The organism is Enterococcus sp. DIV1059_2 (assembly GCF_051713685.1).
Classification (GTDB): Bacteria; Bacillota; Bacilli; order Lactobacillales; family Enterococcaceae; genus Enterococcus_D; species Enterococcus_D casseliflavus.
Map to the genome: position 1 here is coordinate 1,706,146 of NZ_JBIOQK010000001.1, position 24,528 is coordinate 1,730,673.

The 24,528-nt window shown below is 37.9% G+C and carries 29 protein-coding genes; 28 read left to right on the forward strand and 1 reads right to left on the reverse strand.

Annotated elements, in window-relative coordinates:
* The first annotated feature begins 52 nt into the window (after positions 1–52).
* The 25 genes from IGI72_RS07875 to IGI72_RS07995 all read left to right on the forward strand — a co-directional run bounded on the left by IGI72_RS07875 (position 53) and on the right by IGI72_RS07995 (position 21,460).
* A complete protein-coding gene (locus IGI72_RS07875) occupies positions 53–265 on the forward strand; it encodes a hypothetical protein (RefSeq protein WP_438753774.1) in 213 nt (70 codons plus the stop codon).
* 147 nt (positions 266–412) lie between these two features.
* A complete protein-coding gene (locus IGI72_RS07880; RefSeq protein WP_438753776.1) occupies positions 413–883 on the forward strand; it encodes a hypothetical protein in 471 nt (156 codons plus the stop codon).
* 427 nt (positions 884–1,310) lie between these two features.
* A complete protein-coding gene (locus tag IGI72_RS07885; RefSeq protein ID WP_438753779.1) occupies positions 1,311–3,905 on the forward strand; it encodes a hypothetical protein in 2,595 nt (864 codons plus the stop codon).
* A 4-nt stretch (positions 3,906–3,909) separates the two neighbouring features.
* Positions 3,910–4,224 carry a hypothetical protein gene (locus tag IGI72_RS07890; protein WP_016620387.1) on the forward strand — a complete coding sequence of 105 codons (315 nt, stop codon included), beginning with the start codon at positions 3,910–3,912 and terminating at the stop codon, positions 4,222–4,224.
* A gap of 32 nt (positions 4,225–4,256) precedes the next feature.
* On the forward strand, positions 4,257–4,418 hold the full coding sequence (locus tag IGI72_RS07895; protein ID WP_438753781.1) for a hypothetical protein: 162 nt from the start codon (positions 4,257–4,259) through the stop codon (positions 4,416–4,418).
* A 57-nt stretch (positions 4,419–4,475) separates the two neighbouring features.
* The gene (locus IGI72_RS07900; protein WP_016620385.1) at positions 4,476–4,784 is read left to right on the forward strand and encodes a hypothetical protein; all 309 of its coding nucleotides are present in this window, start codon (positions 4,476–4,478) and stop codon (positions 4,782–4,784) included.
* Positions 4,785–4,811: 27 nt separating this feature from the next.
* The gene (locus IGI72_RS07905) at positions 4,812–4,973 is read left to right on the forward strand and encodes a hypothetical protein (RefSeq protein ID WP_016620384.1); all 162 of its coding nucleotides are present in this window, start codon (positions 4,812–4,814) and stop codon (positions 4,971–4,973) included.
* 64 nt (positions 4,974–5,037) lie between these two features.
* Positions 5,038–5,439 carry a hypothetical protein gene (locus IGI72_RS07910; protein WP_016620383.1) on the forward strand — a complete coding sequence of 134 codons (402 nt, stop codon included), beginning with the start codon at positions 5,038–5,040 and terminating at the stop codon, positions 5,437–5,439.
* 4 nt (positions 5,440–5,443) lie between these two features.
* Positions 5,444–6,916 (forward strand): ATPase, T2SS/T4P/T4SS family, encoded by a 1,473-nt coding sequence (locus tag IGI72_RS07915; RefSeq protein ID WP_438753785.1) that lies wholly within the window; start codon positions 5,444–5,446, stop codon positions 6,914–6,916.
* Entirely contained in the window at positions 6,906–7,760 is an 855-nt protein-coding gene (locus IGI72_RS07920; RefSeq protein ID WP_438753788.1) for a hypothetical protein, read from the forward strand. The genes IGI72_RS07915 and IGI72_RS07920 overlap by 11 nt, the downstream gene beginning before the upstream one ends.
* Positions 7,757–8,518 carry a hypothetical protein gene (locus IGI72_RS07925; protein ID WP_438753790.1) on the forward strand — a complete coding sequence of 254 codons (762 nt, stop codon included), beginning with the start codon at positions 7,757–7,759 and terminating at the stop codon, positions 8,516–8,518. Before IGI72_RS07920 ends, IGI72_RS07925 begins: the two co-directional genes overlap by 4 nt.
* 182 nt (positions 8,519–8,700) lie before the next feature.
* Positions 8,701–9,063: a hypothetical protein gene (locus tag IGI72_RS07930; RefSeq protein ID WP_016620378.1), complete on the forward strand. Its 363-nt coding sequence runs from the start codon at positions 8,701–8,703 to the stop codon at positions 9,061–9,063.
* 168 nt (positions 9,064–9,231) lie between these two features.
* Positions 9,232–10,008, forward strand: coding sequence for a hypothetical protein (locus IGI72_RS07935; RefSeq protein WP_438753792.1), 777 nt, complete (start codon positions 9,232–9,234; stop codon positions 10,006–10,008).
* A 10-nt stretch (positions 10,009–10,018) separates the two neighbouring features.
* Positions 10,019–11,029 carry a conjugal transfer protein gene (locus IGI72_RS07940; RefSeq protein WP_438753794.1) on the forward strand — a complete coding sequence of 337 codons (1,011 nt, stop codon included), beginning with the start codon at positions 10,019–10,021 and terminating at the stop codon, positions 11,027–11,029.
* Positions 11,029–11,247 carry a TcpD family membrane protein gene (locus IGI72_RS07945; RefSeq protein WP_016620374.1) on the forward strand — a complete coding sequence of 73 codons (219 nt, stop codon included), beginning with the start codon at positions 11,029–11,031 and terminating at the stop codon, positions 11,245–11,247. The genes IGI72_RS07940 and IGI72_RS07945 overlap by 1 nt, the downstream gene beginning before the upstream one ends.
* 13 nt (positions 11,248–11,260) lie before the next feature.
* Complete coding sequence (locus tag IGI72_RS07950; protein ID WP_042890934.1) at positions 11,261–11,659, forward strand: TcpE family conjugal transfer membrane protein; 399 nt, start codon at positions 11,261–11,263, stop codon at positions 11,657–11,659.
* A 42-nt stretch (positions 11,660–11,701) separates the two neighbouring features.
* On the forward strand, positions 11,702–14,224 hold the full coding sequence (locus IGI72_RS07955) for an ATP-binding protein (protein WP_438753799.1): 2,523 nt from the start codon (positions 11,702–11,704) through the stop codon (positions 14,222–14,224).
* An 11-nt stretch (positions 14,225–14,235) separates the two neighbouring features.
* Positions 14,236–16,599 (forward strand): CD3337/EF1877 family mobilome membrane protein, encoded by a 2,364-nt coding sequence (locus IGI72_RS07960; protein ID WP_438753801.1) that lies wholly within the window; start codon positions 14,236–14,238, stop codon positions 16,597–16,599.
* The gene (locus IGI72_RS07965; RefSeq protein WP_016620370.1) at positions 16,600–17,652 is read left to right on the forward strand and encodes a lysozyme family protein; all 1,053 of its coding nucleotides are present in this window, start codon (positions 16,600–16,602) and stop codon (positions 17,650–17,652) included. It abuts the gene before it with no gap.
* Between the two features lie 11 nt (positions 17,653–17,663).
* Complete coding sequence (locus tag IGI72_RS07970) at positions 17,664–18,245, forward strand: hypothetical protein (protein ID WP_438753803.1); 582 nt, start codon at positions 17,664–17,666, stop codon at positions 18,243–18,245.
* A 43-nt stretch (positions 18,246–18,288) separates the two neighbouring features.
* Positions 18,289–18,657: a hypothetical protein gene (locus IGI72_RS07975; RefSeq protein ID WP_016620368.1), complete on the forward strand. Its 369-nt coding sequence runs from the start codon at positions 18,289–18,291 to the stop codon at positions 18,655–18,657.
* A 70-nt stretch (positions 18,658–18,727) separates the two neighbouring features.
* Positions 18,728–18,934, forward strand: coding sequence for a DUF3173 family protein (locus tag IGI72_RS07980; RefSeq protein WP_016620367.1), 207 nt, complete (start codon positions 18,728–18,730; stop codon positions 18,932–18,934).
* Positions 18,927–20,111 carry a tyrosine-type recombinase/integrase gene (locus tag IGI72_RS07985; protein ID WP_438753805.1) on the forward strand — a complete coding sequence of 395 codons (1,185 nt, stop codon included), beginning with the start codon at positions 18,927–18,929 and terminating at the stop codon, positions 20,109–20,111. Before IGI72_RS07980 ends, IGI72_RS07985 begins: the two co-directional genes overlap by 8 nt.
* Before the next feature lie 159 nt (positions 20,112–20,270).
* Complete coding sequence (locus IGI72_RS07990; protein WP_140964863.1) at positions 20,271–21,146, forward strand: NAD(P)-dependent oxidoreductase; 876 nt, start codon at positions 20,271–20,273, stop codon at positions 21,144–21,146.
* An 83-nt stretch (positions 21,147–21,229) separates the two neighbouring features.
* Entirely contained in the window at positions 21,230–21,460 is a 231-nt protein-coding gene (locus IGI72_RS07995) for a YkuJ family protein (RefSeq protein WP_005225886.1), read from the forward strand.
* A gap of 68 nt (positions 21,461–21,528) precedes the next feature.
* On the opposite strand, the gene IGI72_RS08000 is transcribed toward IGI72_RS07995, so the two are convergent.
* A complete protein-coding gene (locus tag IGI72_RS08000; RefSeq protein WP_438753806.1) occupies positions 21,529–22,470 on the reverse strand; it encodes a GIY-YIG nuclease family protein in 942 nt (313 codons plus the stop codon).
* Between the two features lie 320 nt (positions 22,471–22,790).
* Between IGI72_RS08000 and fabT the strand changes: the two genes are divergently transcribed.
* Genes fabT through IGI72_RS08015 form a run of 3 tightly spaced genes read left to right on the forward strand, consistent with a single transcriptional unit; the run spans position 22,791 to position 24,480 of the window.
* Positions 22,791–23,231 carry a fatty acid biosynthesis transcriptional regulator FabT gene (gene fabT / locus IGI72_RS08005; protein WP_008378199.1) on the forward strand — a complete coding sequence of 147 codons (441 nt, stop codon included), beginning with the start codon at positions 22,791–22,793 and terminating at the stop codon, positions 23,229–23,231.
* A gap of 9 nt (positions 23,232–23,240) precedes the next feature.
* Complete coding sequence (locus IGI72_RS08010; protein ID WP_005225889.1) at positions 23,241–24,203, forward strand: beta-ketoacyl-ACP synthase III; 963 nt, start codon at positions 23,241–23,243, stop codon at positions 24,201–24,203.
* 52 nt (positions 24,204–24,255) lie between these two features.
* Complete coding sequence (locus tag IGI72_RS08015) at positions 24,256–24,480, forward strand: acyl carrier protein (RefSeq protein WP_005225890.1); 225 nt, start codon at positions 24,256–24,258, stop codon at positions 24,478–24,480.
* Positions 24,481–24,528: the final 48 nt, after the last annotated feature.

Here is a 24,528-nt window from a genome sequence, read left to right on the forward strand (position 1 = left end):
TTGTGATTTATGCCGAGATGGAGTACGAATAATAATAAGCAGGAGGAAATGCATGGATCGGTTAAATGAAGTATTCTGCAATCCAGAAAAATATGAGTTATCGCTACAGGCAAGAGATGGCTTGCGTGAATTGAAAAGAATTTTTGATGGGAATCCTTTCTTCCCGATGGAACCTTATGTTTATGCTAAAAATCATTTGTATGGCATGTATGCAAGAGGAGTGATAAGTGGGGACTTGATGCAAAGTATACTGAGCGATTTTTAATGTAATGAGGTGAAATCTGTGTCGAGAATTTTTGATGATTTCTCTGTTGAGAAATTTGAAGACAAAAAGAACGAGTAGGTGTTTAATTTGGAGTTTCGGGAATACGTTGACTGCTATATGGACTCAATCGGCGAGGTATTAAGAAAAATGATTCCTGATTATGACCAAAATTGTTCAAGATCGATTTTTTTACTCACGGAAGAAGAAAAAATTGCTGAACAAGATTGGTATAATTATGTGAATGACAATCGAAAGAAGCCTGATCGTGCATTCTTGTTCGAGAATGTTCATCGATTTGGTGTCAATCGTACTGATTTATTTGATGCTAATCAACGAGAAGTGTCAAAGACTGACTTTATTGACTTTTACTTAAACGAAATCAAAAATCACACTTTAATGAAAGAAACAAAATTTGAAGCAGAAGATCGTACGTTTATTATGGATCGTGAGAAATATATTGCGATAAAAAAATTTGATGAACGCACGAACCCAGCAACGGGATACGATGAACTGAATATTACTACGTCTAAAAAGACCCAAGAATGGTTGTTACAAGCGCTCATATTGCGTTTTGAACGAGATTTTGGGTCTTTTTATATTGGACTACAAGCAAGGTGAATTTATGAAATCAATTCGTCTAGTGGATCATTTAAAAGAAAAAGGCTTTATGTGTTATGTATCTAGTCCTTCAAAAGAGGAGTACGAGAAATTCTGTGAGCTACAAAAAAAGACTGGCAACAAGAACATGAAGTTTAAACCCTACACGCCCGTTTGCTATGAAAAACAGCTTTCGAGAATCACGTCATTGATTATTGAAGGCTGTGCGAAGAAAAATGTGTATTATTACGACTTTTATAAAATCACTTTTTTTCCTAAACAAAGTCAAGGATCAAATATCAAAATGTATGGTCGACACATGACAAGAAATCAATTGTTACGCTGTGTAGAGTGGGTAAAAAATAAATGACAAAAGGAAGTTTTTGGATGAGTATACGTTCGCCGCCTAAGCTATTTTCATAAAAAAGAAAGAGAGGATGTGAAAACATTGTTTAAAAAAGTAAGTGTGCATTTTTTTGCTTCGATAGGATTGTTACTTGTTCTGTTGCTTGTTAAAACTACAACTGCTGATGCTTCTAGAAATGTAAATACATGGGGAGTCGGTAATTTAGGAAGTTCTGAATATGGTGAAATTGTGAATGATGAAACAGAAATCAGTGGCGATTATTCCTTTATTGCACGATGGATCGATGGGGTAACGACAGTTTCCACGTTCGGGGGTCGCTGGGATAGTTGGTCATATAGCTATGGTGGTGCTACAGGTATTTTGGGACACTTGCCTACAAATGATAGTGGAAAAGGAAATCTTGGCGTAATCTATCATAACGTTGGAATGAACAATGGTCGGGTAATTGATCTAAAAATCACGGTTACTGATTGGGAGAAAGGAGCGAATAACTATGGTTATATTTTTTATACGACTGGTGCAATCGCTCATATCCAACAAAGTTATCGTTACGTTAAACAGCGATGGGAATTTATCGATGCTCAAACAGGACAACCTGTGAAGCTGAGCGGATATATGACTATTACGGATATCGATTTTCATCAAGGAGTGACTTTCGACAAAAATACTGTCCCTCATTTAGGAACGATTTACGTAACAGAAGACAGTAATATTAGTGTCAAAAAAGAGAGTGATGGTTCTTTAACTGTTTATGATCCGTTTCGTGTAAATGCTGATCCTAGCGACTTGTGGGCGCAATTCACGTTTTTGTACAAAGACACAAGTTTTGTCGAATTTGATTGGAATCTCAAGAATTTACCTAGTCACTTGTCAATAGGAGAACCGAATATTCATGAAAGAGGCGGTGAGTTCTTTGGATTTACTGGTAAAAAACTTGCTCGTACTGCCACGATTGAACCTGAAAAATATATCCAATCGGATGATGGTTTGAAAACCAGCTCAGTTCTTGAATCAATTCATGATTCCTTTACGTATCTCTTAATTCATAAAGTACCTGATGAATTAGATGAATTTTACTATCGCTCGTATGAAATCAGAGATGATTTGCCAGCTGGTCTTGAAGTTGTGAACTATCGAATCCTTGATCAAGAAGACAGAGATGTCTCATTATATTTTGACGATTATTCGACAAAGGACAAAATTCATTTTGTTGCGAAACCAGCTGTGCTAAAAACAGCACGCTTCTATGATACGGATTATCGGATCGAAGTTGAAGTGAAGGCAAAGGATGCAAAAGAGTTGGAAAAACTTATTGAGTCCGATCATGTGATTTTTCGTAATATCGTTCGTGTAAGCGTGGATGATAAACCGAAAGTGTCAGAAGAGGTGACAACACAATTATTTCGAAGAGAGATTATTGTTGATCATATTGACAAATACAGTGAAGAATTGCTCCGAAAAGTAGTCGAACAGAAATTCGATGGGGAGTCGTACTCATATGAGCCATTCAATGATTTAGAAGATGACGAGGGCAATCGGTACAAATCAACTGTTACTCACTCAGGTGTAGTAAATGGTCGTGATCTATACTTTGTGATTCCGTATCATATTCCATTGCTGGAAGTAAATGTCGAATCCATTCAAATTGATACTTCTAAAGCAGAAAAGGATGGTGGACTACCAACGCGATTAGTTTTAACAAAAGAAGCAGAATACGAAGAGGATTTGTCGAAACTGCGTTATGTTATCGAAATTATCGAAGAAGCAACAAATCGTGTGGTGTATGAACAAGAACTGACTGTGAAAGATGAAGCCGATGTTTTGGAGCTATTGCTACCAACGGATGCAGCTGAAAAAGCAGAAAAAATTGATTATCTGGTGACAATCAAGGTAGTGGATAATCCTGACAAGAACAAATTTGTCACGGACACCAAAGATGTAGCGACTCACGGTTATACAGCTACTGAAAAGGTCTTGACCAATCAGGATGTAGTTAATGATGCAGTAGATTATGAAGCGGTGGCTCGTACACTACGCTTGCGTAACGAAGAAGCAGTTCAAGAATTCAATGAGACCATTCGTTTTGGTTTTGATCCAACTATCCGTTCTAAAACAGGCTATGGTTTCGCGATTGACTTAGCGCCACACTTTTCTAGTCAAGTTCACGACTCCTTGGAAGCTTTTGATCTTCGAGTAAACGTACCGCAAGAGTTAGTTGATAGTCAAATACACGAAGTTTTTGCCGCAAGAGGAAATGAAGTAACTATTCCTCTTGATCAAACATGGGCGCTAACTCGTTCAGGAGATAGTCGAGCGGATAGTTCCTTCATTTATGAATTTCCAGAAATACGTGTTGAGAGAATAACAGGAAATCTCTTCACAGAGAATCAGGTGACTAGAGCCAATCATGAATTACTTGATGGTGGTCGTAACTTCTATTTGCCGATTTGGCTTGAACTCGGAAGTTACAATGTAACAATTGAATCCGATATCGTAGGGAAGAATCATATCCAATTAGAAATGACAAAAACTGTCGATGTCTTTGCGTATATGTACGCAACAATGGATAGCGACACAAAAGAGTTAGACGAGTTGTTGTTAACACCAGTCTTTCCAGAAACCGACGCACCAGATGGATGGTCGGATGACGAAATCGCTTGGTTGAAGGGGGGATGATTTTGTGTATGGTACACATGCTTATTCCATTTACGGCGAGTTTGCTCGAAGTCGTGCTGCTTTTTGGCGCTTCGTTCGTTTTTTGTTTCTTGTTAGTTTAGGCATATTGCTGGCTCGTCATTTATTTAAGATTCCTTTTTCCTTTATGGACGGACTTTCTCAAAATTTGATGTCTGGCGATTTTTCTCAAAATCTGTCATTCAAACAAATTGCTCTAGAAAACGATCTTGTTCAATCGGTAGTGGTTTTTCTAACAGGATTAATCACTGTGTTTGCGACTTTCTTCAAATCACTGCGGCAGTTGTTGTTCTCTAAGTAGAATTATTTTTTATCGAGGGGAGGTGAGGATAGATGAACCTAGAACTAAATACAGACCGCTTTTGGGCAACCTTGGGCGTGATCGCATTGTGTTCGCTAATCATTGGTGCAGCGTTGTTGTTCTTTCCAGAATTGATGGATAGTGTGTTTGGACAAATGCAGGACTATATCAACGGAATTACAGTGCCTAACTAAGGACATAAGGAAGAGCGATCTTCCTTTTTTTGTTCTTAGGGAAATGGAGGAACTACCATGAATATTGAAAGTATTTATGAAGAAATTTGGCAAGAGTTGTTTTCAACTTGCTCAGAATCGTTTGTCAAAAAAATGGAAGCTGAAAATGTACCATTTGAATGGATTGATCAAAAGTTAGATGAATTGAAAGCATTTAGCCGCAATCGAAGAAACAAAGAGTTGGAGTCGGTGACGGAACCACTAGCAGCGTCTGTCATTGATCGACGAGTACGGCGGATTTTCGATCAGGAAGTCTATCCGTTGATCAATGAAAAAGAAGCGTTGTTAAGAAAAGAAACAGCCGAACGACCTGAAAATGCACAATAAAAATAACTAGAAAAAGGTGGAATTTGAATGAATTTAGAATTGAATACAGATCGCTTTTGGGCAACCTTGGGCGTGATTGCATTGTGTTCACTAGTCATTGGTGCAGCTCTGCTGTTCTTTCCAGAATTGATGGATAGTGTTTTTGGACAAATGCAGAACTATATCAACGGAATTACAGTGCCTAACTAAACAGTGGAAAAGGCAAAGGTAAGGGATACCCCTTGCCTTTTGCTTGTTATATAGGAGGTGGCAAATGTTATCAGGAATACCTAGAAAAGTTGCTTTGATGTCTCTTATCTTTTTGGTTGTTGCAGGTCTCGTTATCTTTGTTTTAGGCAACTATCAAACAGATGTTGAGTCCCTTACTTTAACGGAAACGTTACGAGCAACAGCTCTTGCGAATCGAGATGATTCTGCACGAGTAAAACAGGGAGAATTTTATTTAGACAAGGAAAATTTTGAGAAAGAGTTTGAACAATCAATAAAAAAACAAGGTACTTATCGTAATCGTACCATAACAATTGATTTTGATTATTTGATGTCAACGAATGAGAAAGGAATCAAAGCGATTCGTGTGTACGTAAATGATGGACACTCTGTTGAACAGGCGACTTGTATATTAAGCACGTCAACAAACGACAAGGAGGAGGGCTAATAAGTTGGCATTAAAAGTTACTGAAGCTGGGAAAGATAATGTTAATGAAAAGTCTACGACAGTGAAAAAAATTGTTAAGAAGATGGAGCCTGTTCAAGATGCAATCACGAGTAAAGTGATTGATGTTCAGGCGAATGGCTTTTTGCCAAAAAAAGATGAAACAGTAAGCAAGAAAGATTTTAAGCGAAGGATTTCTGACGAGCAATTGATAAGTATACGTGAGGATTTAGTCAAGCACCATACAAAACTTATTTTAGATGCGGCTGTTAATAAGGATGCGAGAAATGAATTGTTGGAAATAGTAAAAAAAGAACAGCGGTTAAGCATGCATGGCAAAGAAATTGCGGAATATGTTGCACAAGAAATTGTAGGTACTGGATTCATTGAAAAGATTCTCTTAGATGATACTGTTACTGATATTGGCTGGAATGGTACATTTTTGACTGTTCAAGGCAGTGATTCGTACAAAATTTTTTCAAAAGAGGATTTGGAACTAAATGATCCTGAAGGAGCAGTATTGCGGATCATTAATCGTTTTGCAAATTCAGAAGGCAAAGCATTTAATCCGTCAAGACCGATTCTGGATGGAGTGTTTAATCACTTACGTTTAAGTGCCGTTGATAAAAGCTTAAGCCCGAATGGAACAACAACTTCATTAAGGGTTGTAAGACCAAGATTAGCTTTAACAGAAGAACATTTTATTGACTTTGCCCCTGAGTTTGTTCTTGACTTCTTTAAAGTGGTTATGAAAGCAGGCGTGTGTATGACAATTGCAGGAGAAACAGGTTCAGGTAAAACAGAGCTGCTAAAATTACTTCTCTCATTTATTCCAAAGGAAACACGACAGATTGTGATCGAGGATGTTCAAGAAACGCATATAAAGGAGCTTTTACCTGAACATGATGTTTTCGCGTGGGTTACTTCACAAGAAAAATCAATTGAGGATTTGGTGAAAGCGAGTTTGCGGTTTTATCCCAAATATGTGAATGTTTCTGAGACTCGAGGAGCAGAAGCCTATGAGATGATTCAGGCGGCGTTGACAGATCATAAAATTGTCACAACAATTCATGCGACAGATGCATGGTCGATTCCTAGGCGGTTAGTTAATATGTGTAATTCAAAATATGCCATTAATGAGGATGCGGTAACCGAAGACGTGTTGAGTTATTTTGATTTTGGCATTCATATTAAAACGCTTCGATTAACAGTAGACAAAGAAAAGAACATATTCAAAGTCGTTCGTTATTTGTCTGAGATCGTTGAGTTTTCTCCTGATGGGTCACGGTCTATTTTTAAACAAACATTTGCTCATGGGCATTTTTATGTAACGACAGGTGTTTTATCGGAAAAATTTCAGGAACGAATGGCAGAAAAATTCTTGTCGTTTGAATTTCCAGAAATGCAGGATGAAGAGATTCAAAAATCTGCGGAGTTAACAGCGGTTATCAAAGATGTGGTGAAGCGTTATGAAAATTAGTCAGATTGAAACACAGAAAAAGAACTACTTAGATTTAGAGGAACTTTATGCGCTAAGTGCGGCGTATGGAAATGGAATGCAGCGAAAAGAAGTGATGCGACTGATTGCTATGCCAGCTCTAGTGATAGGAGTCATGCTGGGATTATTAACATATCTTTGGTGGGTTGTGTTAATTGGAATGGCTTTTGGTGCTTGGTATGGGTATCGTAAAATCTTGCCTAAGATTGTACAAAGACGTTATGAAACAGAAGCTTTATCTGCTCGCAATCATTTTATGAACACGATGACGCAAGTTATGGCAGATCCAAGTAAAACAGTAATACGATCGATTGAGCATATCTTGCCACGTATGCGTGGTGAACTTCAAACCGATATGGCAGAATTAGTTGCCTCGTTAATGATTGGTGCAGATATGGAATTAGTGATTGAGACAATGGCAAAGCTGAATGAAAAATACGACGAAGATGTCTTGTTTTGCCAATATCTGGAACAATTGGAAACGACAATTCATGAAGGCAAGCATAATGTATCGTCCATGCAAGATTTGACCAAACACCACAACGATATGCTTCAAAAGCGCAAGTTATTTTTTGCGGCAAAAGATGACTATTTGCGAGGTGTGAAGCTGATGTCAACGATGATTATTGGTTTGATTGGTATGTTTCACCTATCGTCTTATGTCATGGGAAACAGTTTTGAAATGTATATTGATGGCTTTGCAAGAAGCATTATTGGCTATGTCACTACTGGAATCTATGTACCAATTTACTTTCTAATCATTAACCGATTTTTGAAAAATTATTTTGATGATTCTGTGATGGAAGTAGGTGTTCGAACAAAATGAGTCTAAGTATAGAGAAGCAAATTTCAATCGATGTAAAACCTTCTTTTTTTGTTCGGTTATTGCCTAATGACATCGTGCAACAATTAAGAGAAATGCATAATAGCACCCGTGCGATATCGAAGTGGCAAAAGAAAAATATCCAACGGATTATATTACTGACGGGGTTATGTTTGCCTCTAGGTTACTTTATAGATTTGCGGTTAGCGCCTGTTGGGTTAGTGCTAGGCTTGATACTATATAGAAACCAACTACAAACGGTCAAACGAGTGTACATGCAATTTCGCTTTGAACGACAAATGCAATTTGCAAAATTTGCTCGACTATTGATTCCTCTCTTAAAACAAGCAGAATCTGGGATTAATCTGTATAAAATTTTTAGCCGTGTTGTTCCTCGTTTATCCTACGAAGTCGATCAGAAATTATTGATGGCATTAATGAAAGATATTTCTGATTTTCCAAACAGCATAAAGCCTTATGAAGATTATGCAAAAGCTGTCTCTGGAAGTGAGATGAGTATTTTGTTTATGTCAACACTCTATGATCTGGAACAAGGAGCGATTAACTTACAAGTGATTGATCGGCTCGGACAACTAGCAAGTCAAGAAATGATGCAAGGAATTGATCAAATTATTTCGTTGAAAGTCAAACGATTCCAATTATTATTTACGAAAATGATGACTAGTATTGTGGTACTGATTGTCGGTTTTGCACTTGCTTTGTTTATCTATCAAATTGGGCAAGTCGGATTTTATTTTTGAGGGGGATTTACGTGAATCAAGAATCTGAGGAGTATCCATTGTGGCGAGTTTTATTGGTATTTGTATTATTTCTTGTTGTGATGGGTGTGAGTTTTTATTTTTTTCGTAGTACAGGTGTTTTGTTGATGATTTTAGTTTTATTGGCTGTATCACATATTTTCAATCGGGAGGGGTGATCTAAAATGTTAGAACAACCAGTCAGTGAAATCTTTCGCTATTTACTTGGATTGATCCTTACGTGTTTTATTCTAAGTGTAGCGATTTTTTGTTATCAAATACAGGATGTGAATACGTTTCGACAACAAGTCAATTATCGTATTGAGCGGCGTGGCGGTTTAACGCAAGAAGCAATGGAAGAAATTGAAACGTACTCAAAAGAGTATTTTCAAGGTCGATATAGTGTCAAGAGTCCACAAGTAGGTGAAAAAGTAAGTTTTGGCGATACAGTTTCTTATGAAATTATTGGTAGTTATGAAGTTGTCTTTTTGCCGATGCCTACTGTGTATATGGCAACCGGTGGTCAGGCAATCTCACAGGTGAGGTGATATAGGTGAATCAAGAAAACCAAACAGGGCGTTTGTGGCTCTTTGTACTTGCGTTTGCAATAGTAATCCTAATCACTCCAATAGTGATGAGCAATTGGGAAGTAATTCAAGATCGTTGGCAACAATGGTTTAGTAATCGTCAAATAAAAATGTAGGAGGAAAAAGTGTTTGAATAAAAAATATTCATTTCAATTTCGAGAGGTAGAGAAGAAACTTTATCGAAAGTATCGTTTTTTACGAGGGACGTATGGTGCGTATGAGGCACAACAGTCACTCGTTGAGTTACAAAAGAAGCTTAGCGGAATTACCAAATTAACAGTCTTTGTGCAAGACATGGAAGAGTTAAAAGAGTATGAGTTTCAGGAAGTTTATATTGATCCAAGTGCAAGCGAAATACAGTTGTTAGATGAATTACAAAAGCAACTGTTAGAAGCAGGAGAAGAAATTGATGGCGCAAGAATTTATACGGAAATTAATCGCCAGTTCAATACAGAAGCAACTCAATTTCCAGAAATGAGTTCCAACGTGAGATCCTCAAAAGGACTAGTGGCTAAGCTGTTTCCTTGGTTGTTTAAACCAACAGTGGTCGATAGTAAAGATGCGCCATATAATCAACCAATCTTCCCACCAAAAGAAATTATGGATGAAGTTGTTGACCAAAGCGAAGAACCTGTATTATCGGTCTATGATTATGAAATGATTTTTACAAAAGTTGACGGTGTGCAAATCAGTTGTGAATTTCAGTCGGGCGAACAAAACGAGACACGAAATAGCGCACTCAAAAAATATTTTCCGATCGAAGGCAATTATCTAATAGTTGACGATGAGAAGATTTTAGCGAGTGAGTTGAAAAGTATTCGGTTGGAAAAAATTGAACCTGTGGATATTTTCAGTTTGCCAGAAGAAGGTAACATACTTGAAAATTTAAGTGAATTACCAGAATAGGAGGGGTGAGATGGGATTAAAGGTATCAAGCAACACGAGCCAATCTGCTCCTAGTACAGCAGTTGTCAACGACAAGAAATTGTTTAAAGATCGTCAAAAACAAACGGCAATCCCTGCTGGAAAACGAACGATTGCTAAACGCACTCGTTATGTTGTGTGGGGCGTGATTGTGCTCTTAGGATTTAGTGGGGTTTCTGCGTTTATCAAAGCGACAAACGTTTCTAGTCAAAACGTGAAGTTGGAAGAAGAGGTTACGACATTGGCGAAACAGCTCTCAACCTTAACGGCATTTTCGGTAGATGAAAAGAAGGCAGATGCCTATTTTTCTGAGTTCCTACCGATTTTTATGAACTTTGATGCAGAAGACTATGATGCACGAGTGGAACGTGAAGCGTTATTAGCACACTATTTTGAAACTACGAGTGATCACATGGTCGGAAATGACACGAATCGTCGATTAAAAGATTTCCGTTTGTATGAACTTAATCATGCGGATGAAGGGTTTGTGGCTCGCTATTTTGTACGCTATACGACTAGTGAAATCGAAGGGAAGAATCCTCAAACATTTGAGCACTTGATAAATATTCCCTTTGTGGAAGAAAATGGCGTGTTTGCAATTACGGAATTTCCTTATTTCACCTTAGCACCAGAAAATCGAGGGATTGTCTCAACGGTTGAAAGTAGCTTATCGGAACGAAATCAAGTGTCTTTAGTAGAAGTAGAAGGACTGGAAGAGTTTCTTGAACAATTCTTTACGAATTACTCTTCTAGTAGCGTTGAAGATATCGCATATATGATGAAAGAACCAATCTCGCTCGATGGACAGTTTGACTATGTTCAATCTGAAAATAAAATATATCAATTCGAAGACAGTGAGGAGACAATCGTTCAATCGGTGGTAGAGTTCCAATTGGTTAATACAAAAATCACACATAAAGAACATATGACACTAACGATCTCAAACGATGGGGATCGTTTTTTTGTTGAAAAACTTACACATACTTTAGGAGGAATGAACTAATGCCAACATTATCAGCACTTTTAGATTGGGTACAAAGAGAAGGAATTAATGCCGTATGGATCGTTATGGTCGGTTTTGCATTGAAATACCTGTTTGAACAAAAATGGAGTAAATTTGTGATCTTTCTACTTGCGGCGGGCGCAACGGCTTTTGTAGTAAACAATCCACGAGTTGTTTCTCAAGCGTTTGAAGCGGTGAGCAACTTATTCTTCAGATAAGAGGAGGAAGCAAGTGAAGGTTTGTTATAACTACAAAAAAATATTTGATGATCCAATTCGAGTACGTACATTTGGACAATTCTCCTTACCAATGCCACTGCAATTAAACCGTCTCGTATTATGGGGTGTGTTTCTAGGAATCACTTACCTATTATTTAGCGGATTAATTGATGGGGTCAATCAAATTCTAGGTGGGTCGAAATTTGCGATCTATATTTTCTTTCCGTACTGGGTTTCGGGAAAGCTCTTGGGATTAAACCCAGATGGTCAAAAGATTTTCCCATATCTAAGGGATTTGAGTCTATATTTGATTATTTTCAAGGGATTGAAAATACGTTATTGCGAAGAAGAGATTGTTCAAGATGTTTCCAAAATTATGTTTGAAAAAGTGAGAGAAGAAGAAAGAGTCTAGAAAGAGTCTAATGGCTCTTTCTTTTTTGCAAAGGAGGAACAAATGAAGGCAGTAAAAGAAATGGTCAAGTTAGCAAAAATTCCTATCGAATCAATCAAAGAGAATCTATTGTTCGATAAAGATGGCTATATTTGGGCGTATTATCGGATAACCGCTGAAGAAACGAATCCGAATAATTTAGAAGAATTAGAAAAATACAAAAAACGTTGGGCAACGATGTTTCGGAAGACATTGCCGAAGTATGGTGAATTTGAATTAGATATGTACCCCAAGGATAAACAGCTAGCGGAACGATTCAAAGAGTTTTCTAAGGATTTAGCACCTGAGCACCATTCGTTAGGGCTAGAGTATATGGGGCGAACGGTAGTTACTTTAAAAAATGAGCTCGGGGAAATCACTGAACCAGATTTTATACTGGGTGTTCGTCTTAAAGATATGTATTCGAACGAAAATCCGATTGAATCGATGAAACGAGTTGCCGAAGATGTAAGTGATCAGATACTGTCGCTGTTGGGGAAAAAAGTATTAACGGCTGACGATGAATTAGCAAAAATCAAACCAGTTGAGGAGGAGCTATATCGCTCTTTACGAAGTAGAAAAGCAAGTCGTCTGACAGAAGATGAACTGATTTACTTGAATCGGTTGAATTTTATCGGTGGTTTGCCGCATGAAAAAAATCAAGAAGATTACTCTAAGGAGCGAATTTCTCAGGCGATTGTTGATGCTGGGAAAGATGTAGGTTTTATTCATTTAGAATCGGATGTTGGCAAGAGTGTAGTTTCGTATCTACCAATAGCGGATTTTGAAGAAAACGATATTGCCTATAATCATTTGTATCAGATTGCTCAACAAATGGATTTTCCTTGCCGATTTCGTATTAAAGCGCATTATCCTGATCCAAAAGGAGTAACAGGTTTTTCTTCTAAGGTTATGATTCAAAAAAATCGTCATAAGACGGAAGCAAAGGAAGCTCGTCAAGCAGGAGAGTCAATCAGTTCACGGATAAAAGCAAATTTTCAGGCAACAGAATCGCTAGCAAATGAACTAGAAAACAATGAGCCGATTTTGCGATGGCTAGGGTGCTTCGTTATAACTGGAAAAAGTCGTGAACAAAACAAGCGGCGAGGCGATGCATTAATGAATGCGATGAAGACTTTGAAGATCAATGTAGTACGCCCGAGTGCGAAACAAGCACAATTGTTCTATCGCTGTTTGTTTGGTGCGTCAATCGAATCAATGTCTGATTGGATGCAAGTAACTAATGGGTATGGTTTGGCGGAAACCTTGTTTGCAGTGACGAATCGAGCTGGCACCCGATCAGGGTGGTACCTTGGTCGAATTGATCCGTTTCTTGAGTCAGAAACCTTGAAGGATAGTATTCATTCTTCAAGAAACAGTGTTTTTTACAATATGTTGGTTGCCAATCAAGGTCAAGAAGGAGCAATTACGGATAGTCCACACGTCGCAATCACAGGTGAGACTGGGAAAGGGAAATCATACCTGACAGGTTTATTGTTCTTTTATTCGTCTTTATTAGATGCAAAAGTATTGTATATCGATCCGAAGAATCAAGTTGCCAAGCAGTTTAAACGAACTGCCAATGATCCAGTTATTCAACAAAAATTCCCGAGTTTTGTGACATATTTGAACTCTATTAATTACGTGACTTTAGATGCCTCTAAAAAAGAAAAACATGGTGTCCTAGATCCGATTGTTTTCCTCCATGGAGTGGAAGCTAAAGACACCGCACAAGCTATGATCCAATCTATCTATAATTTAGATAATCGTGAAGAAGTGGAAACTGCGATAAATGAGGAACTGGATAAAGCGATTGAGGAGCGAGAATTGGGAGAACAAGTCGGATTACTCACTGTCATTCGTCGCTTATTTGCCTACGAAGATCAAGTAATCAAACGTGCGGCAAAATTATTGTTGTCTAAAATCCAAAACAGTGTCTTACAGCTTGGCTTTAGTGATGGCGATTCCAAAGGATTGGATTTAGATCATAAATGTACAGTTCTTGGGATTGCAGGATTAAATCTCCCTGAACCGCACGTGCCAGTTAAAGATTACTCAGAAGCGAATAAGAAATCTACTTGTTTGATGTTGCCTTTAGGCAAGTTCTGTGAAAAGTTTGGAAATCAAAATGAAGAACAATATACGATCGAATTCTTTGATGAAGCTTGGATATTAGCTAAAGCCAAAGGCGGACGTGAAGTGTTGAAAGCCATGCAGCGCGTCGGACGGTCGTTTTGTAATATCCTTGTCTATTCTACTCAATCAGTCAAAGACGTTGGAGATGATCAAGATACAAATAGTTTTGGTACGATGTTTGCCTTTGATTGGCAATCTGAGCGAAGTGATATTTTGAGTCATATCGGGATCGAAGTAAATGAGCGAAATATGACGTTAGTTGAAAATATGAAAAAAGGACAGTGTTTATTCAGAGATATCTATGGTAGAACAGCAAAATTAAGTGTTCATAATTTGTTTCCTGAATGGCATCATGCTCTGCAGACAGTGAAGAAAACCGCATCCAGTCAGGCTGAAAAACAATTTGCCTAAGGAGGGTTTGTGTGAAAAATAAAAGAAAAGTATTTAAATGGCTAGGGTTATTTTTGATGTTTTTTATCTTGTTGACAACGGTTAGTGCTGATGCTACTCCGACACCGATTAATCCCGATCAAGAAACAAGTGTCACTGACAAAGCAGAGCAATATAACTTAGATTCTTATCAGAGTTACATGGTCGAACGGAAAAGGTGGTTTCAAAGTTTAGATATTGCAAACTGGCTAAATGGTGGTGCAAACTTATTTTTTGACTTGAACAAAATCATTTTTTCTATGTTTCGAACGGGGATAGATTTGTTTGGTAATGCTAATGTAATTAATGATTATGTTTCTGTTTTTACGACTTATTCAAAATCAATGTATGATTCCTTGTATCGTGACTTTGGACTTACTATTATTGTAGCGATGGCGTTGTATTGCTTGTATTTGTACATTATGAAATCGCCCCAGCAAGCCGCTAAGCAGTTTTTTGCTTTTTCGGCTGTGGTGATTATAAGTATGGTTTGGAATAATAGTGCAACTACAATTATTCGTGATTTTAACTCTTTAACAGAAGAGGTTCAAGGAAACTTAATTCGTACAACAAGCAATGCTCAATCAACGAATGCCACAACACCTGTGACTCATGCACAAAATACGTTATTTGAATTAGCGATTGAGGAGCCGTTTTTGCTAATGAATTTTGGTGTCGCAAGCCGAAGTGAAGTTATTTCTGCTTATGACGCAAGTGCTATTTCTTCTTTGATGTTCTCGGGAGAATGGACTCCAGAAAAAGATGCAGAGATTGAAAAAGTTGTAAAGGAAAGAGCGGACGAGAATGTCTTTATGACGACTGACAAAGCTGGTTGGAAGTTTGTGGTTGGTTTTTTATCACCAATTACGACTATCGTTTTAGGAACACCTATTTTAATCTTGCAAGTGCTAAATTTATTGACAGGGATTATGGCGTTAATTGTGTCTGCTTTCATCGGACTAGCAATGTTTATCAGTATGATTCCCCGTTTTAGAGGAGCTTTTTTGAAGTCTTTACAATCTTTGATAGGCTTATTCGCAATTCGAGTATTGTTGGGAATATCCTTTATGATGTTAGTTTCTGTAATAAATGTCATTCGTGGTGTAATTCCAGCTGATGGCGTTGCCAATTACTTATTACAAGTGATTGCAATTACTGTAACTATTGTTGTTGTTTGGAAAAATCGAGATAAAATTTTTAAAATGATTTCTGGTGGAATGATTTCAAGTGTTGATGGCGGCTTATGGAATAAAGCCAGTGCACCATTCAAGAAAAAAGCTAAGGATACAGCAAAGCTTGGTGCAGATGTGGCAGGCTTGGTAACAGTCGGCGTTCCTTTAGGAGAAGTTATACCGAATGCAGGTAAGAATGCGGCAAATTCTATGCGAGAAAATGCTTATGATATTTATGCCGATCGACAAGCATTCAAACAGCAGGAAAAAGACGATCAGACACAATTTGCAGTAGATGATTACTTTGATACGGTTGATCGTGCAAAAGGTGTTATTGATGGGGAAGAACAAGCGAATAACCAACAATCAGAAAATGTGTTTGATAATGGAAGTCAGTATGTAGGGGCAACAGAAGAGTCTGTTGAATTGGATGATATGGACTTGGATGTTGATGATGTGCAAGCGGAAATCAATGAGTTAGAAGCTACTGATGTTCAGGAAACGAGTGAGAATGGAGACAAGATTGATACTGTAGAAATTGAGACGGCAGAGACGGAGAACGTAGAAAAAGCAGAAATCAATGAGTTGGAAGCTGCTGATGTTCAAACAACAAACGATGAAGCAAACAAGATTGATACTGTAGAAATTGAAACAGCAGAAACAGAGAATGTGGAGCAAGCAGAAATCAATGAGCTGGAATCTACTGATGTTCAAACGACAAACGATGAAGCGCACAAGATTGATACGGTAGAAATTGAAACAGCAGAAACAGGGAAAGTGGAACAAGCAAAGGTCAATGGGCTGGAAGCTACCGATTTGGAGATAACAGGAGAATTAGAGACTGATCAAGTCACTGGATACCAAAGTGTCGAAAATGTCTTGAGTGCGAATGAAATCGATTATGATGCGCCTGATATATACCTAGAACACCTAGATCAGCAAACAAATGAGTTCTTTGCACAGTTGGAAAATGAAACCTTAGTACAAGCTAATTCGATTTATCAGTCGGAAGAAGCGGTTATGCCACATATCGTAGAATCACACAGTTTTACAGATAGTCAGAATATGATTGTTAATACAGATTTTGGTGCAGAAATTAAAAAGCAAGAACTAGAAACGAATAAAATGTCAGTGGATGAAAAAACTGCATTCGATGCATTATTAGCAGAAGTTCGAGGTGAGTAAATGATAAAAAAATGGATGGTTTCAGCATTATTGCCATTGTTTTTTGTTAGCTCGTTTTTAATTCTTGTTGCAGGAGGATATGATCAATCACAAAATAAAAGTGAAGATATTTTCTTCGATGGATCTTATAGTAATGTCGGTTTAAGTGAAGCTGTTTTACGATGGAAAAGTGAAGTCGAGCTAGTAGCAAAAGAACATGATGTTTTGGATCAAGTACCAATTTTACTAGCAATGATGATGGTTGAAAGCGGCGGTAGGTATCCAGACTTATTTCAAGCAAGTGAATCGTTAGGTTTGCCTGTCAATACGTTAAACGAACGAGAGTCTATTGCGCAAGGAGTGAAGTATTATTCGCAAGCTTTATCGATGGCTCGAGAAAACGAAGTAGATGAATGGTCAGCTGTGCAAAGCTATAACTTTGGACTGTCTTACATTTCATTTATCGCTAATAACGGCAAACGTCATACAACTGACTTAGCGGAGCGATATTCGAGAAGTGTGGTGGCACCATCTTTGGGAAACACGACGGGTGTGAAAAATGTGTATATCAATGCTGTATCTATTGCAGATGGACGAACGTATCAATACCAGAATGGTGGTAACTTCCATTATGTTGGTCTTGTCCAACAATTTATAATTACTGGTGGCGTCGATGGTTTTATTCTTCCTATTGATCCACCAAATATAAGTTCTTGGTTTGGTATGCGCAATATTGGAGCGGGACCCGAATTTCATAGAGGACTTGATTTTGCTCACCCACAGGGCACAGCAATCAGAGCAATTGCGGATGGTGAAGTGATCTTTTCAGGTTGGCATGATTCATGGGGCAACTATGTTCGAATCGAACATGGCAATGGATATTGTAGTCTATATGCTCATAATGTCTCGAATAATGTAAAAGTGGGTGACCGAGTGAAGCAAGGAGAAGTTATAGCTTTGGTTGGAAGTACTGGTAGAAGTACGGGACCGCACCTTCATTTTGAAATTTCTACGTCAAGAGATTTATCAAATGCTAGTCTACTAGACCCAGCGGAAGTGTTGGGCTTGAAGTGAGGAGGGGTTGTGTGAAAAAAATAAGCTTAATTATTGTTTTTGTCTTAATTGTAGGAGGGGTTACAGCTTTAATTTTTTCTAATGAAAATCTTGAACCAGGGCGTGGTGTTGAGGAAAAGGAAGAATCGAGAAAATTTTTTGATTTTCGACCAAGTCCGCCTCAATCAATCTCTGACTCAGAAGATTCTATAAATCAAACAGATGATACAGTTTTTATAGAAAAAAATAGAGCTGACGAAGATGGCGAAATAAATCATACGTTGTCTTTTTTAGAAACTAATCGGAAGATGATCGATGCATATTATGGTGAATGGTCAATTGAGGAGAGAAATCAGGTGTTGAGAAATGTCTTATCAGAATCTCTCCATAGTGATCATCTTTTTTCGGAAGATGAAGAAGTATATTCGGGAAATATATCAGAAATGACTTATCGATCATTTCATAGCGAAGAAGATGAAAGGCGAGCGACAGTTGTAAATATTTTAGATTTAGTAGTCGATGGTTTAGAACAAAGGCTTTTAGTGACAACAGAATTAGAATTAGAAGGGAAATGGGTTATTATAGGCTTGAAATTTGAATTGATTTATGTGTAAACTAAAATAAGCGTATAATATCTTCAAAAAAAAGGAGAAAATTATGAAGGAGAGAATTAAAATAAGGGTTGTTCTGGTTTTGATGATCTTTATTGTAGTTTTGGTTGGGTGTGGTAATAAACCGAACAATGATGTTCGAGAGGTTATTGATGCAATAATGGAAAAAGAGCGACAGGACGAATATGAATACTCGGAAGATGACTATAGCTTTAAAGTATACTATAGTGAATTATTAGATGTTTATATGGCACATGCTTTTATTCCATATAATGGTGAGCCGAACAGAATGGATTTTCTATATTCTTACCAGTTGAAAGAACTAGATAGGAATGGCTCTATAAGCCAATTATCAAATATCTTGAAAGAAGGCAACTATGAGGAAGTTTATCGTAGTGGAAAATTTGTTGAATAAAATAAATGAAGTGAGTACCAGTGAGGAAATTAATCCTTGCTGGTATTTTTTTTAGGAGGAGTGTCTTATAATGGAAACATGTACAAAACAAGATTTGATGAAGAAAGGATATCGTGAATATCAAGCAAGAGAAATAATTCGTGAAGCAAAGTTAATGTTAGTAAAAAGGGGCTGCCCTTTCTATTTAAGTAAAGGGAGAGGGAGAGTTCCGAAGTGGGCGATTGAGGAAATTTTGGGTTACGAACTTGAGACGGGTGAGGTATCTCAAAATGGGTAAAAAGCAAAATGTTTATAAGGATTCAAATGGATTTTATTTCAAAGCTAATCTAGGGAAGGATCCAATTACTGGAAAAAGACTTACTAAAACGAAAAGAGGTTTTAAGACAGAGGCAGAGGCATATCGTGCGTATATGGTTTTTATGTTGAATCAGACACAAGCTAAAGATCAAGTGGTCTCTGATTCAGATAGTAAAGAAAATATGACTTTTAAGGATTTTAGGGATCAGATATATTTGGATTGGTATAAATCGAGAGTTAAGCCGAACACATTTAATCCAAGAAAATACTGTTTGCTGAAAGATTTTAAAGATTTTGAAAACAAGAATATGCGTGATATTAGTGTTTTGGATGTGCAGATATTTCAAAATAAACTTTTATCAAGTGGTGTGTGCGGATCATATATTAATTTGTTGTGCTCTTTAATGGCTGGTATATGGGATAGAGCAAAAATCTTTGGGTTTGTTGAAGAAAATCCATTTCGTGCATTAGGAAGAATAAGGGTTGAAAAGAAAAAGATCAATTTTTGGACGTTGGATGATTTCAAATTTTTTGAGAAAAGTATTTTTACAACTAATCTCGAGAATAAAATTATGTTACAAGAAAATCTATCGCAAACTGAATACTATGATTTTTTTCACTATTTATTTTATCGCTTTTTGTTTTTCACTGGCTTAAGATTTGGGGAGAGCGCTGCATTATTGTGGGAAAATGTTGATTTAGAAGAAGGAAAAATAAAGGTGCTATATACAGTTGGTAATCGATCCAAAAAAAAGTCGGAACAATATCTATCTACTCCAAAATCGAAAAGTAGTGAAAGAACATTATTTATTGATAACAGGACGATTTTATTATTAAAAAATTGGAGATTTTATCAACATCGTTCTGGTGACATAAAATTAGTGTTTAGCCATGACGATGTATTCATTGATGGAGCTTGGATGGGAGTCAAGTTCAAACGCTTGCAAGAGAAGTTTGGTCTTCCTAGAGCTACGTTGCATGATTTGCGGCACTCACATGCTAGTTTACTTATTCATATGAAAGAGAATCCTAAAATGGTTCAAGAAAGATTAGGTCATGCCAAGATTGAAATGACATTAGATATATATTCTCATTTGTATCCGACAGAGAATTTTGATATTGTTGATCGTTTAAATACGATCAGCGGTAGAGAATAACGTACTATAATAGAAGCAAAATATTGGGAAATGTTCTCACGAATGTTCTCACGAGAAAATAAAGGGGCTGTAACCGTTGATAGCAGTGGATTTGTTTCCCTTGTTCATGTTTTTAGCGTATACTAAAGACATGAACTTTTTTATTTTGGAGGGATCTGCATGAAATTAGGATTTATCGGTACTGGTGTCATGGGTCAAGCGATGGTTGGTCATCTCTTAGCTGCAGGACATACAGTGAATGTTTACAATCGGACGAAAGCAAAAACAGATGAACTCGTTGCGAATGGAGCAATTTGGTGTGACACCCCAACAGAAGTTGCATCAGAAAGTGAAATCATCTTTACAATGGTTGGTTATCCATCCGATGTTGAAGAGGTTTACTATGGGCCTCAAGGGATTTTTCAAACGGCTGTGACGGGCAAAACATTGGTGGATTTTACCACCAGTACACCTGATTTGGCAGAACGAATCTACCAGACAGCGAAGGAAAAAGGAGCAGCGAGTATCGATGCGCCAGTTTCTGGTGGTGATCTTGGTGCGAGAAACGCCACGCTAACGATTATGGTTGGTGGCGATGAAGAAGCTTACCAACAAGTAAAACCACTTTTTGAAGTATTAGGAAAGACGTTTCAACTTCAAGGAGGGGCAGGGAAGGGTCAGCATACGAAAATGGCCAATCAGATCATGATTGCCGGAACCATGACGGGGATGACAGAAATGCTGGTCTATGCGAACCAAGCGGGTCTTGATTTACCACGAGTGATTGACACGCTTTCTGGTGGTGGGGCAGCCAATTGGTCCATGACGAATTATAGTCCTCGTATCCTAAAAGAGGATTATTCACCAGGCTTTTTTGTCAAACATTTCATCAAAGATTTGGGGATCGCTTTGGATGAGGCTAAGAAGATGGGATTGGATTTGCCAAGCACCACTTTAGCTAAAAAATTGTATGATCAGTTGGCTGAAAAAGGCTTCGAAAATGACGGAACGCAGGCGCTGATTAAACTTTGGTGGCAAGATGGAAAAAAATCTTAAAATGACAAAAAAAATACGAAAAATCAATGCAAGATAGAGGATGTTTTGATACAATATAACGGACAGAAAAAGGAGGCTTACGAATGAAAAGTTCGCAATTAGTCGCTATCATCAAACGTTTAGAAGCGATGGTCGAAGCGCAAGACAATGAAGTTCAAGTACGTCGTTTTGAAAAAGAAGGCGTCGAAAAATGTACCGTTACTTATGACAATTCGACAGAAACGTTTGAATTAACGGAAGCAGAATCAAGTCAATCTTATCAATTTGATAACGTTGATATTGTAGCCATGGAAATCTATGATTTGATCCAATAAGAATGAGTGGGACGTTCGTCGTCGCTTTCTCATTTCTAAACAGCAAGCCTACTTGGGCTTGCTGTTTTTTATTTATCTGCTGCTTTTTCTTGGCGATACAAGTGATTAAGGATGATCCCTAATGGATCGAGATCTTCCGGGGCTAAAGGAAGCGCAGCGCTTGCTGGCGGGAGTGGCTGGAATGTTTCCTCGGGAGAAAGAACTTTTGTTTGGATCAACTTGCCAAAGCTAACTTGATAGTATTTGATTTGAGTCGTCTGTGATCCTGGCTCCTCTAAGTCAAGGAGAATAGAAAAAATCACTTCTGGTTCTTGAATAAACTGATTGACCCTCACGATTTCTTGGTAAAAGCTTTGTGCTAAATGGATCTGGGGCTGCAGTACACTAGCTTGTTCAAACAATAGGTGATCAATCAGATATGCTAAGCGTTTTTTAAGGAGTGAAAAACAGTCGGTCTTCTTTCCTGCAAAAAAACAGCCGATTTCTCGCCACTTCTGTTCCAAGGGATACGCATCCATTTGAGGGAGTTGCTTACGCAAGGTCAATAGCGTCAGTTCGTTGACAGTCGGCAATTGAAAGGTTTCTGACAATACTTGAAACAATGCTGGCAATTTTTTTGTTTGCCGAAAGGGACCATAACTGCCAATTTGTGGTGTTTGAGTGATCGTGAAGGTATGATTCGTCAAGTCAACAAAGCAATAGTTGGCTGAATGGTTCATTTGTCGGTTATAGATAGGATGAAAAGCTTGGATCAAACGACATTCAAGTAATAGTGCATCCAATTCTGTATCTGTTTCGATCGTTTCAAAATCAACGACATTATAAACAAGTCGAAGCACCTTATTGGCATGCTGCTGATTTTTTCGGAAGTAAGAAACGACACGCTGTTTCAATGATTTGGCTTTTCCTACATACAAGACTTCGTTGTGCTGATCTTTCATTAAATAAACACCAGGCTTTTCAGGCAGTGCATTTGCTTTGTTTTTTAGAAACTCTTTGTTCGGATTCATCGATCGTTCCTCTCCTTCCTTCAAAGAGTAGCAGATGAAGCGTAAGAGAGCAACGTTTGTTGGCTATCGACAAGAAAAAATTAGAAATAGAGTGGAGGCAACAAAATGATAAACTTTGACATTCAAAGGAAATTTCTCTATAACGGAAACGGATTATTTTGTCAACTCGCAGCTTTTAAAATCTTAGAAAATCAATTCTTAAATAAAAATGCGCTTAAAAATAAAAAAAGTTCGAAAAAATTCTTGCATTTCTCAATAACTTCCGATATAGTTTGACTATCAAATGATTTGATTATCAAAGTATTCGGATGGTGAAGGTTATGGAACCCAATTTAGAAACAGTTAATGACTACTTAGTCAGCGTCTTTAATGACATCTTAGTGATTGAAGAATCTGAATTGAAAAAATCTCAATTCAAAGACCTTTCAATTACCGAAATGCATACCATCGAAGCCATCGGGATGTACAAAAAAAAGACCACGACTGAAGTTGCCAAAGAGCTTTCGATCACTGTTGGGACTTTGACCATCGCGATCAATCGTTTGGTGAAAAAAGAATATGTAGAACGGATTCGCAGTGAAGATGATCGGCGAGTCGTCAAACTAGGTTTGACGAAAAAAGGAAAACTCCTTTATCGTGTTCATCAGCATTTTCATCGTGAGATGGTGAAGGGTGTCTTGAGTCAGATGTCTCCTGAAGAGGAACAGGCACTGTTGAAAGCACTGAAAAATCTGCATGACTTTTTACAAGATTATAAGTGAGAATAATGGATGAATATGTTTGGAAAAATTACCGCGACTGCAAGTTATGTTCCAGAAAAAATCGTAACAAATGATGATCTATCAAATTTGATGGATACTTCAGATGAATGGATCCATTCTCGCACGGGAATCAAACGAAGAAGAGTCGCTGTTGGCGAAAACACTTCAGACCTTTGTATTCGCGTCGCTCAAACGCTCTTGCAAGATGCTCAGCTTTCAGCAGAAAGTCTAGATTTCATCTTGGTAGCGACGATCACACCGGATTTCAATACACCGGCGGTTGCTTGCCAAGTCCAAGGGGCGATTGGGGCAGTCAATGCCTTTGCTTTTGATATCAGTGCAGCATGTGCTGGTTTCGTGTATGCATTGTCTATGGCTGAAAAACTGATTCGAACGGGCGCTAAAAAAGGATTGGTCATCGGTGGAGAAGTACTTTCAAAAGTCTTGGATTGGAACGACCGTTCGACGGCTGTTTTATTCGGAGATGGTGCCGGCGGTCTATTGCTGGAAGCATCTTCAGAGCAGCATTTGCTCAAAGAGTCTTTAAAAGCAGATGGGACGCGAGGCATGTCCTTAACATCTGGTTTTCGAACGAATGAGAATCCTTTTTCACAAAACGCTCCGGCGTATAGTGCTTGTATGCAAATGATTGGACGAGAAATCTTTGATTTTGCGACGCGTGATGTGGTCGCCTCGATCAATGATCTGACACAAGATGAAGCAATCGATTATTTTTTGCTTCACCAAGCAAATTCACGTATTTTAGACAAAGTTGCTCGCAAGCTGAAGCAGCCCCGTGAGAAATTTTTGCAAAATATGCAAGATTATGGCAATACTTCGGCAGCCTCGATTCCGTTATTGCTAGATGAAGAAATCAAACGAGGTACACTGTCACTTGGCAGTGGTCAAAAAGTGGTGTTCTCAGGTTTTGGCGGCGGATTGACATGGGGAACTATGTTAGCCACCTTATAACTTGTTCACGAAACAAAATTACTATTGAAAAACACATTGGAGGAATATACACATGGTATTCGAAAAAATTCAAGAAATCGTAGCAGAAGAATTAGGAAAAGAAAAAGAAGAAATCAAATTGAACACAAACATCCAAGAAGATTTAGAAGCAGACAGCTTGGATCTTTTCCAAATCATTAACGAGATCGAAGATGAATTCGATGTGAAGATCGAAACAGAAGATGGTATCACAACCGTTGAAGATCTAGTTAAATATGTAGAAAAACAACAAGCATAAAACAAAGGCTAGGCAGACAGCCTAGCCTTTCCTTTTTAAGAACGTGTT

Coding starts and splice junctions, on each gene's coding strand:
- IGI72_RS07955 (WP_438753799.1), top strand. CDS start 11,702: ATGAAGGCAGTAAAAGAAATGGTCAAGTTAGCAAAAATTCCTATCGAA.
- IGI72_RS08015 (WP_005225890.1), top strand. CDS start 24,256: ATGGTATTCGAAAAAATTCAAGAAATCGTAGCAGAAGAATTAGGAAAA.
- IGI72_RS07995 (WP_005225886.1), top strand. CDS start 21,230: ATGAAAAGTTCGCAATTAGTCGCTATCATCAAACGTTTAGAAGCGATG.
- IGI72_RS07965 (WP_016620370.1), top strand. CDS start 16,600: ATGATAAAAAAATGGATGGTTTCAGCATTATTGCCATTGTTTTTTGTT.
- IGI72_RS07975 (WP_016620368.1), top strand. CDS start 18,289: ATGAAGGAGAGAATTAAAATAAGGGTTGTTCTGGTTTTGATGATCTTT.
- IGI72_RS07940 (WP_438753794.1), top strand. CDS start 10,019: ATGGGATTAAAGGTATCAAGCAACACGAGCCAATCTGCTCCTAGTACA.
- IGI72_RS07875 (WP_438753774.1), top strand. CDS start 53: ATGGATCGGTTAAATGAAGTATTCTGCAATCCAGAAAAATATGAGTTA.
- IGI72_RS07905 (WP_016620384.1), top strand. CDS start 4,812: ATGAATTTAGAATTGAATACAGATCGCTTTTGGGCAACCTTGGGCGTG.
- IGI72_RS07980 (WP_016620367.1), top strand. CDS start 18,728: ATGGAAACATGTACAAAACAAGATTTGATGAAGAAAGGATATCGTGAA.
- IGI72_RS08000 (WP_438753806.1), bottom strand. CDS start 22,470: ATGAATCCGAACAAAGAGTTTCTAAAAAACAAAGCAAATGCACTGCCT.
- IGI72_RS07895 (WP_438753781.1), top strand. CDS start 4,257: ATGAACCTAGAACTAAATACAGACCGCTTTTGGGCAACCTTGGGCGTG.
- fabT (WP_008378199.1), top strand. CDS start 22,791: ATGGAACCCAATTTAGAAACAGTTAATGACTACTTAGTCAGCGTCTTT.
- IGI72_RS08010 (WP_005225889.1), top strand. CDS start 23,241: ATGAATATGTTTGGAAAAATTACCGCGACTGCAAGTTATGTTCCAGAA.
- IGI72_RS07985 (WP_438753805.1), top strand. CDS start 18,927: ATGGGTAAAAAGCAAAATGTTTATAAGGATTCAAATGGATTTTATTTC.
- IGI72_RS07990 (WP_140964863.1), top strand. CDS start 20,271: ATGAAATTAGGATTTATCGGTACTGGTGTCATGGGTCAAGCGATGGTT.
- IGI72_RS07910 (WP_016620383.1), top strand. CDS start 5,038: ATGTTATCAGGAATACCTAGAAAAGTTGCTTTGATGTCTCTTATCTTT.
- IGI72_RS07900 (WP_016620385.1), top strand. CDS start 4,476: ATGAATATTGAAAGTATTTATGAAGAAATTTGGCAAGAGTTGTTTTCA.
- IGI72_RS07930 (WP_016620378.1), top strand. CDS start 8,701: ATGTTAGAACAACCAGTCAGTGAAATCTTTCGCTATTTACTTGGATTG.
- IGI72_RS07925 (WP_438753790.1), top strand. CDS start 7,757: ATGAGTCTAAGTATAGAGAAGCAAATTTCAATCGATGTAAAACCTTCT.
- IGI72_RS07880 (WP_438753776.1), top strand. CDS start 413: ATGATTCCTGATTATGACCAAAATTGTTCAAGATCGATTTTTTTACTC.
- IGI72_RS07920 (WP_438753788.1), top strand. CDS start 6,906: ATGAAAATTAGTCAGATTGAAACACAGAAAAAGAACTACTTAGATTTA.
- IGI72_RS07945 (WP_016620374.1), top strand. CDS start 11,029: ATGCCAACATTATCAGCACTTTTAGATTGGGTACAAAGAGAAGGAATT.